The organism is Algibacter sp. Ld11 (genome assembly GCF_045066735.1).
GTDB lineage: Bacteria > Bacteroidota > Bacteroidia > Flavobacteriales > Flavobacteriaceae > Algibacter.
Window position 1 is genome coordinate 294,058 of the sequence record NZ_JBISHH010000025.1, and the last position, 10,563, is coordinate 304,620.

The following is a 10,563-nucleotide window of genomic DNA, read 5'->3' on the forward strand; positions in this document are numbered from 1 at the left end:
ATGAATATTATTTATTTTAAGTCAGATATTGGGAATTTTGGGGATGATTTAAATCCTTGGCTATGGGAACAGTTGTTTGGAGATTTTTCTTCTTACAAAAAAGATCTTGATTTTATTGGGATTGGCTCTATACTGGATACTAGAATAAATAGCGATAATGCTAAACTAGTTTTTGGTAGTGGCGTTAGAGATTTTGATTTTGATATTAATGAAATATCAAATTTAGAGATTAGTTTTGTTAGAGGACCAATTTCTAGTAGGCTTACTAATAATTCTAATTATATCACAGATGCAGCTTATGCGTTAAGGCTGTTACCAGAAAAAAGTTATACTAAAAAATATAAGACTTCCATTATTCCATATTTTAGACATGCGTATCAATTTAATTGGAAGTTATTTGAGAAGTTTACCGGTATTCATGTTATTATGCCAACACAACCTGTTGAAAAAGTAATCGAAGAAATTAATCAATCTGAAAATATCTTAGCGGCAGCAATGCATGGTGCAATTTTGGCAGATATTTATCGTGTACCTTGGATGCGTGTAAAATTTTCTAAACATGGTCATGAATCTGCTTTAACTTCAGAATTAAAATGGAATGATTGGTTAGGGAGTGTTGAAATTAAAGACCCATCAATACATAGTTTTGATTTTAATTTTAATCAAGAATTATCAAAACCAAAACAATGGTTTGCACTAGTAATGATGCGGTTGAAGTTTAAAAATAATAGGTTTATATTGTCATCAGACAAGGTTGTAAAAACAATAGACAAAAAAATGAAAGAAGCTGTTGATCAGTTTAAAATGAAGTATAAAAATGTGTAAAATACTTATGACATCTGATTATAATTCTCCGAATACTTATGTGAAAAGTATAGTTGATGAATTAAATAAAACACACGAGGTTTTATGTGATGTTGATGGGTTTTGGAAGTCTAGTGACACTTTTGATATTATTCATATTCAATGGTTAGAAGAATTATTTAACTGGTCTGAAATAACAGAAAATAATTTATCAGATCTAAAAAAGCAGTTTTCGTATTGGAAAACAAAAGGAGCTAAAATTGTTATAACAAAGCATAATAAGTTGCCACATCGTATACAACCTTTAGGTGAAGTACTGTATTCTATTGCTTATAAAAATGTAGATGCAGTTATACATTTGGGAGCGTATAGTTTAAAAGAATTCGATAATAGAAATAATGTAATCATACCTCATGTTAATTATTCAAACCTTGTTGAAGTAGTCAATAAAAAAGAAGCAAAGCAGTACCTAAATGTTCCATTAGAAGGGAATTTATTATTAAGTTTTGGGGTTATAAGGGATGTAAATGAAGAAGAGCAAATAATAAAAGCTTTTAAAAAGATAAAACCAAAAAAGGATTATCTACTAATTTGTAATTCGTTACGTTTCAATAAAAAACCATCGTTTAGAAAAAAGCCACTAGCTAGAATACAATATAATGTCGAAAAATACATATATAAACAACAACATATACTATTCAGGAGAAAGCGTGTTTTAAATAGTGATTTAAAATATTATTTTAATGCTGCAGATATTATTATTTCACCAAGGATAAATACATTAAATTCAGGTGTTATATATATGGGTTTTTCATTTTCTAAAGTCGTTATTGGTCCAAATATTGGAAATATTGGTCAGATTTTAAGGGATCTTAATAATCCTGTTTTTGAACCAAATAATATTCAGTCTATTGCTAAATCCATGCTAGAAGCAAATTTTCTTGTGGGTACAGCTACTGAAAAACAAAATTTTGAATATGCAAACACAATATGTACTCCATATATGGTAGCAGGCAAGCATAATCAACTTTATAATTCCCTTTTAAATGACTAACATTTATAAAAATAGTTTAGTATCTATAATTATACCATGTTATAATAATGCAAATCATATAATTGAAACATTAACTTCTGTTTTAAATCAAACTTATACAGATTGGGAATGCTTTATTATCGATGATGATAGTACAGATAATACTGTAAAAATCATAGAAAAATGGTGTTCAATTAATCCTAAGTTTAGTTATTTAAAAAGGCCAGGTTTTAGAGAAAAAGGAGCAAATGCTTGCAGAAATGTTGGAATTGAAAATAGTCAAGGTATATATGTTATATTTCTTGACGCTGATGATATATTAAATAAATACTGCCTAGAAAATAGAGTTAAGGAATTTGATAAAAATCATGATTTAGACTTCGTAATTGCAAACACTTCTTTTTATAGTGATGGCGTGTTTTTAGATAAGGCAATATGCAGATATCCGGAAAATTATACAGCAGAACAATATTTAAATCTATTTTTAAGATACGAATTACCTTGGACTATAATGAGTGTGTTGTGGAAAAGAGAAACAATAGTAAATGTTTCATTTGATGAATCATTACCAAGGTTGCAAGATGTAGATTTTCATATCCAAATCTTATTACAAAATAATTTAAAGTGTATTAGATTAAGTGCAATTGATACTTATTATAGATCTAATACAAACGGTAAAACTACTATTGAACACAATCAAATAGTAATCAATGCTTCAAATTTATTTTTTGAAAAATACTTGACAAAACCATTTTTAAATAGTATTCAGAAAAAACAATTTAGACGTTTTATAATGTTATTTTTATTCAAGCATATTTATCCTTCTCAACAGGAATTAAAAGTAGAAGTACAACAGATTGAGGTTTTAATTAAAAATTCTAAATTGTTTACGATTAAAGAATTATTACTGCTGAAAATATATAAACTAATTATCAAGTATAATTTACAGACAAAAACGGGGTTAGGTGTACATAAATTATCTAAAGCATTAAAAAATGGACTTAACTATGACAGATAAAGCATTTATAACTTTTGTAGTACCGTGTTATAATCAAGCTAATTTTTTAGACGAAGCATTACTAACGGTGCAAAATCAAACTTATACTAATTGGGAATGTATAATAGTTAATGATGGTAGTACAGATAACACAAAAGCTATAGCGCAGATTTGGTTAGAAAAGGATGATCGTTTTAAGTATCTTGAAAAAGAAAATGGAGGCTTATCTAGTGCAAGAAATGCAGGAATTAAATTATGTAAAACAGAATATGTTTTTCCTTTTGATGCAGACGATAAATTGCATGAAGATTATCTAAAAAAAGCAGTTAGTATTTTATCTGACAATAAAAAAATAGAAGTTTTAACAGTAAAAGTCCAGTTATTTGGAACTAAAAACAATATTCTAGAACTACCAGAATACTCGTTTAAAAGACTATTAACTAGAAATTGTTTTATAGCTTGTTCTATATATAAAAAAGAAACATTTGATCGTGTTGGAGGTTATGATGAAAATTTAAAATCATTTGAAGATTGGGACTTTTGGATTTCAGCATTAAAAAATGGAGGAGAACATTACCAAATTGATAAGGTTTTGTATTATTATAGAAAGCATGAAGATCATTCATTATCTAATAGGTTTTATAAGGATAAAGACTTTTATGAATCGTTATATGATTATGTTTATAAAAAACATATAGATTTGTACGATAAGTATTATCCTAATTTCATTCTATTGTATAATGATTATCTATTGCTTGAAGAATTCAATAAAAAAGCAAAAAATAATTTTATCTTTAAAACATATCACAAGCTAAGGACTCTTTTTAAAAGCCAGAATTAAAGTCATGCAATGAAAAAGAAAATTAAAACAAAACTTATTGATTTTTTAGGAGCTAAATTAAATATCAGTTTTGCAAGAGCTGGAGACGATTTGCAGCTTATGAAACTTATAAATAATAGCACTCCAGGTGTTTATGTGGATGTAGGGTCTTGGCATCCTAAAAAAGCTTCAAACACATACTTTTTTTACTTAAGAAAATGGAAAGGTATTTGTATAGATCCAAACCCAGAATTAAAAGAGTTATATAGTAAGATGAGGCCCAAAGATATCTTCGTTAATGCAGGTGTTGGAAAATCAGACTCAAGCATGGAGTATTATATGTTTTCAGAAAGCTCAATTAATACTTTTAGTAGTGATTTTATCGAAAGGAATAATCTTACGTCTAAAATTGTAAAAAAAATAGAAGTACCAGTGTATTCTTTAAAAGAGATTTTGGGCAAACACATAAGTAGTACAGATCGCTTAGATTTTTTTGATATTGATGTAGAGGGTTTAGATTTAGAAGTTTTAAAAACTAATGATTGGAATTTGTATCGCCCCAAAGTAATAGTAATAGAGACAGATTTACCGATTAAAGAGGATATAGATTCTGAAATTGTAAAATATTTAGAAGCTAAAGATTATAGGTTATTAGGTAAATCAATAATTAACCAAAATCTTGGTAATCTATTTTTAATTTCAAATTAAAATGAGGAAAGGAGAAAACACTTCAAAAGAACAATTAATAAATATTAATTCTAGTCAGCATAGGGTCATTATACCATTATATATTCCTCATGAAAAGGATTATTATAAAGAGGCCTTTACTATTTTTAATTTGTGCATCAAATCTTTACAAAAAACATCACATTCAAAACTTAAAATTTCAGTAATAAGCAATGGTTCTAGCAATCAAATTAATGAAAAATTAATGGATTTGTACCAACAAGAAATTATTAATGAATTAGTTATAGAACGTGATGCAATAGGTAAGCTTAATAGTATATTAAAAGTTTTAAGAACCTGTGAAGAAAAAATTATAACTATTAGTGATGCAGATATTTTATTTGATAACAATTGGGAAGAAAAAGTTATGACTGTTTTTCATAATTTTCCTAAAGCAGCAGCTGTTAGTCCAATCCCCGTTTTTAGAACCCAAAACCATTACACTTCAAATATTTTATTTGATTATTTTTTTTCAAAAAAACTTCAATTTACTAAAGTAGCAAATCCTGAAGCCTTAACGCTTTTCGCAAAAAGTATAGGTTGGTCGAGACTGGATGAAAAATGGAAAGATGTTATCTTGACAATTTCGGCTAAAAATAATAGTAAAGCGGTAGTAGGCTGCAATCATTGTGCAGTAACTTATAGAAGAGAAGTGTTTGGTGTCATACCTAAACAAAATACTAATTACAAATTAGGAGGTAGCAGCGAAGGCGTATATTTAGATCAACCTCCATTATTTTTTGATGGTTACCGATTGGCAACAGAGGATAATTATGCCTTTCATATGGGTAATACCACAGAACAATGGATGTATAGAGTGTTTGATAATCTAAAAGATCAAGAAAAACAAGAGGGGCTTGTTTATTTAAAGCCAATAAAGAAGCAGCTTTTTAAAAATTATATTAAAAATATACTTTTTAAAAAAGTAATATCTTTAAAAAAATTAAGAATGTTTTTTTATTTAAGAAAAGGACTTTCGAAAGCACAAATAAAAAATTTTATTTAAACTAAGTTTTTAATTTTATAAATAGTGAGTATTATAAAAGTTATAGAGAATCATATCAAATGAAAGCGACGTCGTTTTATAACCAATCGAAACGCACAATTGAAATAGTCAGATGTTATAAAAATTAATGGTTGGGTCAATGAGTATACCAATTTAGAAATTATTAATATTTTCAAAAAAAAACTTTTGAATTAATAGAAAAAAAGCTTGACGCAAACAAAATATTTATGTTTTTAAAAAATAAAAATAATTAATGCTATCCATAATATATCCATATCGTGAACGAGATTTAGAACGTATACGTTTTAGTCTTAATTCATTATTTAAACAAACTAATAAAGATTTTCTTGTCTATTTTGTTGATTATGGTTCTCCTATAGATCATGCCCGTCAAGTTAAAGATCTTCTAGAAGATTATACTTTTGTAAAGTATTTTTACTGTTTTACAGAATATCAACCTTGGAACAAGTCTAAAGCATTAAATAGTGTTGTTAAATTACTGGACACTGATTACTTTTTTGTAGCGGATATTGATATGATTTTTCATCCATGTTTTATAAAAATTACAAAAAAACTATCTGAAACACGGGAAGTATGGTATTTTAAAGTTGGTTTTTTAAGTGAAACAGAATCTATAAAAGAGAAAGAGTTTAGTGAGTATAAAGTTAAATTTGAAAGTAATAAAGAGGCAACAGGCTTAACGTTATGCCCAACAAAGCAAGCACAAACAATAAACGGATTTGATGAAATATATCACTTTTGGGGAAGTGAAGATACAGACTTTCATGTGCGATTAGTTAACGCAGGATATAAGCTTAACTATTATGATAAAGGTTTAGTAATGTTGCACAAATGGCATAAAACTTATCGTAATAAAGAAGTCAATCATTTAACATTATCATTACAGGTAAAAGGTATAGTGCAATTCAATCAATTACATTTAAAGCAAGCTGTAGATAATAAGGTAACTAAAGTAAATAATAGTAATTGGGGAGAGGTAATAAGTGAAATAGATTTTAAAGAATTACAAAGTAAATCGCAAATTCAAGTTATTAATAATTTGTCTACCGAGGTCAATTATTTTGTTTTTCAGCAATTAGCAAATTTAAAATCAGGTGTTCATCATTTTCAGTTTAAAAAAAATAAAAATACCGCTCAATTAAAAAAACAATTAAAACAAGTATTAAAATTTAAACAGCAGTCTCAAAAAATTTATAGTTTAAAAGAAATAAATGATCTTGTGTTATTACATATTGTTAACTTTTATCATTATTACAGTTATACGTACCAAATTGAAGACAACTTAAAATCTATTAATTTATCAATCAAAGTAAATTAAACTAATGATATCAGTAGTTATAAGAAATAAAAATCAAGATAAAGCACTTACGTTTTTACTAAAAAATTTAACTGAGCGTTATATTAATGATATTGGCGAAATAATAGTCATTGATAATCTTTCATCGGATGATAGTGAACAAGTCGCAAAAAAATATGACGCACGTTTTATCACAATAGAAAAGTTTAGCTATGGTAGTAGTGCTAACTTAGGTGCCAAGTGTGCTAATTTTAATATTGTAGTTTTTTTTAGTGCACATTCTTATCCAGTAAGTCATGATTTTTTTAAATTAATTAAATCTAAATTTGATAATAGAAATGATTTAGCTGGTCTACGCTGCTTGCATAGTCCTAATGATTACAGAAATTATATTAATAATGTTTCATCAAAAGAAGATCCAAATAAGTCTGGATTAATATTTTCAGGTTCTGCTTTCAATAAAGAGATTTGGAAGTTTCATCCTTTTAACAATGATGTAGCTACTTTTGAAGATAAAGAATGGTCTAAGCGTGTCATCAAAAATGGCTATAGGATTGAATTTGTTCCAGCGATTTTTAGTTATGAAATAAAACGTACTAAAAAACAAGAATTATTTAGGTATAAAAATGATTTGATTGGTAATTATCAACTGTGGCAAGAGGGGCCCAGTTTTAAAAATGCTTGTGGATTTCTAGTTATTTCTTTTGTTAGGTTGTTTAAAAACTTGTTTTTAGATACTTATTACATCTTTATTAAATTTATGCTTGCATTAAAATTTGTTATTAAAAAGCCAACAAAATTAAAAGACTTATAAATGTTTACGAATAAAAAAATACCATTATTTTGGTGGAGTGAGGTGTATTTAATGCACAAGAAAAAAGAGAATTATGGAGATCTATTAGGTAAGTATTTAATAGAAAAAATATCGAATCGAGTAGTCGTATTTAAACACACAAAAAAAACGCATTTTTTTGATTCAAAAAAAGTATTGGTAACTATAGGTAGTATCTTATCAAATGTTAATAAGCGCTGTGTCGTTTGGGGGAGTGGAATAATATCAAAAAAGGATACTGTAGAAAATGCTACTTTTTTGGCGGTACGAGGTCCTCAAACAAGACAATTTTTGATTGAAAAAGGCTATAGTGTCCCTGAGATTTATGGTGATCCTGCATTACTATTACCTGATTATTATTCTCCTGTTATTGAGAAAAAATTTGATTATGGTATTATACCACATTACACAGATTTTAAACTTATAAAGGATCAATTTAATGATATTTCAGGAGTAAAAATAATTGATTTAATGACGTTGTCAATAGAGCATACTACAGATGAAATCTTAAGTTGTAAAAAAATAATTTCGTCATCATTGCATGGTGTGATCTTAGCGCATGCTTATGGTATACCGGCAGTCTGGCAAAAATTTTCTAATAATCTTTATGGCGATGATATAAAATTTCAGGATTATTTTGAATCTGTAAAAATTAATGCTTACCAATTGCCTATTTTCAACAAAGGATTTGATTTAAATACTCTAATAACACTTTTTGAAGAAGTAGAAACTTTACCAAGCAAGGTTATTGTAGATCAAATTAAGAAAGGGCTAATTGAAGTTTGTCCTGTATAATACAAATATGTCAAATTTCATTTTATCTTTAATTTATATACTTTCATCCTTAAAAACTGTATTTTAGCGATTAATTATATGAAAAACGAGTTTCAATATATGAAAAAAATAGGCTTCATTCCCTTGCGAAAAGGCTCTAAAGGTATTGTCGGTAAAAATAAACGAAAAATGGTTGGAAGACCATTGTATACATGGGTTTTAGGAGAAGCGTTACACTCAGATTTAGACCTAGTGTATATCTATACAGACGATCAATCTATTATTGATTTTATCGCTAAGGAATACCATTATACAAACAAAGTAAAAGCGGTTTTACGTAGTGATGCAAGTGCAACAGATACAGCCTCTACAGAAAGTGCCATGTTAGAATTTGCAACACAAATAGATTACGATTTTGATGTGTTTTGCCTATTACAAGCAACGTCGCCATTTACTACAGCATTGGATATAAATAATTGTTTAGATACTGTTGCAGATGGTAAAGATTCTGCATTAACCGTTGTTAATACGCATCGTTTTTTATGGAATGCAAACGGAACTCCCATTAATTATGATTACAATAATCGCCCAAGACGTCAAGATTTTGAAGGGTTATTAATAGAAAACGGAGCCGTTTACACGTGTACTAAACAAGTATTGCAAAATAATAAAAACCGATTAGGACAAAATATAGGCATTGTAAAAATGTCTGAAGATAGTTTGCAAGAAATTGATAGCGAGTCCGATTGGATTGTTGTAGAAAACTTATTGATCGAACGTCAAAAGCAATTAAAAAAAGCTGAGAAGATCACGCATTTAGTACTTGATGTTGATGGTGTCTTTACAGATGGAACGATAACTTACACTAAAGATGGAGAACATACTAAAAGCTTTGATATGCGAGATGGTATGGGATTAGAGATTTTAAGACAGTTTGGGATAGAAGTCATGATCATGACAAGTGAACAGTCCGAATTGGTTGCTAAACGGATGGAAAAACTTCAAATTAAACAAGTGTTTTTAGGTGTTAAAGACAAATATACGTTACTTAAAACCCTATCTATACAGCAAAATTTTTCTTTAAATAATGTTGCTTATGTTGGAGACGATGTTAATGATATGGCCAATATTTGCAGCGTAGGCTGGTCTTTTGCTCCTCAAAATGCGATGACAGAAATTAAAACCAACGCTGATGTTGTATTGTCAAAACCATCAGGAGCAGGTGCTATCAGAGAAGCTTGCTATTTTATTAAAAATTATAACAAAAGATATTAAGGATACATAATGAATACATACAGTAAACCCTACATCATAGCCGAAATTGGTTGTAACCATAAAGGTGATATGCAAATCGCTAAAGAGTTAATTCAAATGGCTAAAATCTTTTGTAACGTGGATGCTGTGAAGTTTCAAAAGCGTCACAATAAAGAATTATTAACAGAAGCACAATATAATAGTCCGCATCCAAATCCTACGAACTCTTATGGAAATACCTATGGCGCACATCGTGAGTATTTAGAGTTTGATGTTAACCAACACCAAGAGTTAAAAGGTTTTTGTGAATCTATAGGTATTGATTATTCAACCTCTGTTTGGGATGTCACTTCTGCTAAAGAAATAGCTTCGTTACATCCAAAATTTATAAAAATACCATCAGCTTGTAATAACAATGTAAAAATGTTAGAGTGGTTGTGTCAACATTATCAAGGAGACATTCATATCTCAACTGGAATGACTACTAAAGATGAGATTGAAGATTTAGTACAGCTATTTAAAACACACAAGAGAAATAAAGATTTAGTCTTGTATAATTGTACTTCTGGATATCCTGTGCCTTTTGAAGATGTCTGCTTATTAGATATTAATTTATTATTGGAACGCTATAGTGGAGAGGTAAAGCATATTGGGTTTTCTGGTCACCATTTAGGTATTGCAGTCGATGTTGCTGCTTATACTTTAGGAGTTCCTATTATTGAGCGTCATTATACCTTAGACAGAACTTGGAAAGGGACCGATCATGCGGCGTCTTTAGAGCCTATGGGATTACGTAAGCTGTCTAGAGATTTAAAGGCAGTGCATAAGGCACTAACGTTTAAGTCTCAAGATATTTTACCAATCGAGCAGGTGCAACGTGATAAGTTGAAGAATCAAAAGGGGTAGCGTGTAGTTTGTTTTGGGTATAATGCAAAGGAGAAAAGGGAAAAGCTGAAAAAAAATAAGACTTTAGATAAATTAGAAGTCAAAAGAAATTAG

Annotated in this window: 11 protein-coding genes; all 11 read left to right on the top strand. The window is 28.7% G+C overall.

All coding sequences use genetic code 11. The annotated features are described in order from the left end of the window. The 11 genes from ACJJV4_RS14910 (at position 1) to ACJJV4_RS14960 (ending at position 10,470) form a co-directional block, all read left to right on the top strand. Positions 1–825 carry a hypothetical protein gene (locus ACJJV4_RS14910; RefSeq protein WP_405295851.1) on the top strand — a complete coding sequence of 275 codons (825 nt, stop codon included), beginning with the start codon at positions 1–3 and terminating at the stop codon, positions 823–825. Continuing rightward, positions 818–1,858, top strand: a complete 1,041-nt coding sequence (locus ACJJV4_RS14915) for a hypothetical protein (RefSeq protein WP_405295853.1) — start codon at positions 818–820, stop codon at positions 1,856–1,858. The genes ACJJV4_RS14910 and ACJJV4_RS14915 overlap by 8 nt, the downstream gene beginning before the upstream one ends. Further along, positions 1,851–2,855 (top strand): glycosyltransferase family 2 protein, encoded by a 1,005-nt coding sequence (locus tag ACJJV4_RS14920; protein ID WP_405295855.1) that lies wholly within the window; start codon positions 1,851–1,853, stop codon positions 2,853–2,855. Before ACJJV4_RS14915 ends, ACJJV4_RS14920 begins: the two co-directional genes overlap by 8 nt. Further along, a complete protein-coding gene (locus ACJJV4_RS14925; RefSeq protein WP_405295857.1) occupies positions 2,845–3,675 on the top strand; it encodes a glycosyltransferase family 2 protein in 831 nt (276 codons plus the stop codon). The genes ACJJV4_RS14920 and ACJJV4_RS14925 overlap by 11 nt, the downstream gene beginning before the upstream one ends. A 9-nt stretch (positions 3,676–3,684) precedes the next feature. Continuing rightward, positions 3,685–4,362: an FkbM family methyltransferase gene (locus tag ACJJV4_RS14930; RefSeq protein WP_405295859.1), complete on the top strand. Its 678-nt coding sequence runs from the start codon at positions 3,685–3,687 to the stop codon at positions 4,360–4,362. 1 nt (position 4,363) lies between these two features. Beyond that, positions 4,364–5,386, top strand: a complete 1,023-nt coding sequence (locus ACJJV4_RS14935; protein WP_405295861.1) for a glycosyltransferase family A protein — start codon at positions 4,364–4,366, stop codon at positions 5,384–5,386. A 253-nt stretch (positions 5,387–5,639) separates the two neighbouring features. Continuing rightward, positions 5,640–6,725, top strand: a complete 1,086-nt coding sequence (locus ACJJV4_RS14940; protein ID WP_405295863.1) for a glycosyltransferase family 2 protein — start codon at positions 5,640–5,642, stop codon at positions 6,723–6,725. A gap of 4 nt (positions 6,726–6,729) precedes the next feature. Further along, positions 6,730–7,518: a glycosyltransferase gene (locus ACJJV4_RS14945; RefSeq protein ID WP_405295865.1), complete on the top strand. Its 789-nt coding sequence runs from the start codon at positions 6,730–6,732 to the stop codon at positions 7,516–7,518. Continuing rightward, entirely contained in the window at positions 7,519–8,331 is an 813-nt protein-coding gene (locus ACJJV4_RS14950) for a polysaccharide pyruvyl transferase family protein (protein WP_405295867.1), read from the top strand. It abuts the gene before it with no gap. Between the two features lie 99 nt (positions 8,332–8,430). Then, positions 8,431–9,585 (top strand): cytidylyltransferase domain-containing protein, encoded by a 1,155-nt coding sequence (locus ACJJV4_RS14955; protein WP_405295869.1) that lies wholly within the window; start codon positions 8,431–8,433, stop codon positions 9,583–9,585. 9 nt (positions 9,586–9,594) lie between these two features. After that, positions 9,595–10,470: an N-acetylneuraminate synthase family protein gene (locus ACJJV4_RS14960; protein ID WP_405295872.1), complete on the top strand. Its 876-nt coding sequence runs from the start codon at positions 9,595–9,597 to the stop codon at positions 10,468–10,470. Positions 10,471–10,563 lie beyond the last annotated feature (93 nt).

Coding starts and splice junctions, on each gene's coding strand:
- ACJJV4_RS14910 (WP_405295851.1), top strand. CDS start 1: ATGAATATTATTTATTTTAAGTCAGATATTGGGAATTTTGGGGATGAT.
- ACJJV4_RS14915 (WP_405295853.1), top strand. CDS start 818: ATGTGTAAAATACTTATGACATCTGATTATAATTCTCCGAATACTTAT.
- ACJJV4_RS14920 (WP_405295855.1), top strand. CDS start 1,851: ATGACTAACATTTATAAAAATAGTTTAGTATCTATAATTATACCATGT.
- ACJJV4_RS14925 (WP_405295857.1), top strand. CDS start 2,845: ATGACAGATAAAGCATTTATAACTTTTGTAGTACCGTGTTATAATCAA.
- ACJJV4_RS14930 (WP_405295859.1), top strand. CDS start 3,685: ATGAAAAAGAAAATTAAAACAAAACTTATTGATTTTTTAGGAGCTAAA.
- ACJJV4_RS14935 (WP_405295861.1), top strand. CDS start 4,364: ATGAGGAAAGGAGAAAACACTTCAAAAGAACAATTAATAAATATTAAT.
- ACJJV4_RS14940 (WP_405295863.1), top strand. CDS start 5,640: ATGCTATCCATAATATATCCATATCGTGAACGAGATTTAGAACGTATA.
- ACJJV4_RS14945 (WP_405295865.1), top strand. CDS start 6,730: ATGATATCAGTAGTTATAAGAAATAAAAATCAAGATAAAGCACTTACG.
- ACJJV4_RS14950 (WP_405295867.1), top strand. CDS start 7,519: ATGTTTACGAATAAAAAAATACCATTATTTTGGTGGAGTGAGGTGTAT.
- ACJJV4_RS14955 (WP_405295869.1), top strand. CDS start 8,431: ATGAAAAAAATAGGCTTCATTCCCTTGCGAAAAGGCTCTAAAGGTATT.
- ACJJV4_RS14960 (WP_405295872.1), top strand. CDS start 9,595: ATGAATACATACAGTAAACCCTACATCATAGCCGAAATTGGTTGTAAC.